Annotated in this window: 1 protein-coding gene; it reads left to right on the forward strand. The window is 45.8% G+C overall.

What is annotated here, in order from left to right:
• Positions 1-46: 46 nt before the first annotated feature.
• On the forward strand, positions 47-1,141 hold a 1,095-nt coding region (locus A3738_RS08255), incomplete at its 3' end, for a hypothetical protein (RefSeq protein WP_156504099.1).

A 1,141-nucleotide genomic window follows, 5' to 3' on the forward strand; every position in this document is an offset into this window, starting at 1 on the left:
TGTGTCGGTCTCTGCCAGCAGTATCAGTGAGGTGGAAGATACAGTAATGGCTCTTAATATTGTTGTTTATAAGGGGGCATCCGAAACAGCAGTGGTTCAGGGCATCACTATTAGTGGTGTGCCTGAAGGTGTGCTGCTATCTTCCGGTGTAAATCAGAGTGGTGGCGTTTGGTCGTTAACAGAGGCTGAGCTAGTCGGATTGACCTTGACGCCAATTGAGCACCAAGATGATAACTTTACGCTTACAGTTGATGTCACTACTGACGATATCAATCATCCCTCATTGAGTGACAGTGTCGAGGTTGATATTCGCGCCCAAGCAGATCAACCACAGCTGACCGTCTATGATGCTCAAACGTCAATTAACCAGTCCGTCGAACTGAATATAACGCCCGCGTTAGTTGATATGGATGGATCTGAACAGATCGATCATATCGTTATTACAGGCTTGCCAGAGGGGGCAACACTATCTGCTGGTTCTGCACAGTTGGATGGAAGTGTTCACTTAACGGAAGCCGAATTGACTGGACTGACCCTGCAACCTGCCACGGATGACGATAATGATTTTGTACTCTCGGTGCAGATTCATATAACTGACACTGATAGTGACACAGGAGCACAGGACAGCGCTTATATAGAGGCCGATTTAGCAGTGAGTTTCAACGATACGTCTGTGATTGATGGTCTGCTTGGCGATCCACTTAATAGCAGTGTTAGCACTGATGAAGACACGGCAGTAGCGTTAGAACTTGGTCCGATTACACCTGCGGACAGTGATGAGACGTTATCGTCTTTAACTATCAGCAATGTACCTTTATTGGCGAATTTGAGTGCAGGTATTAATAACGGTTTCGGTAATTGGTCGGTACCATTGTCTGATGTTGATGGGCTGATATTTACTCCCTCCCCGGACAGCAGCGCAGATGTAATTCTTGGTACTGCTTTGACAATTAGTGAAGGCACTACAACTGAGGTATTTACGGGAGAAGTTTCGGTTGAAATCAATGCAGTGGCGGATGATGTTTTGCTTGATACTGACATTACTCGCTTATTTGAGGACTACACTATTCCGCTTCAAATGGCTATTGGTTTGCTTGATACAGATGGATCAGAGACCTTTACCCTAGTCAGCGTCAGCGAT

The sequence above is a fragment of the Oleiphilus sp. HI0066 genome (assembly GCF_001635725.1).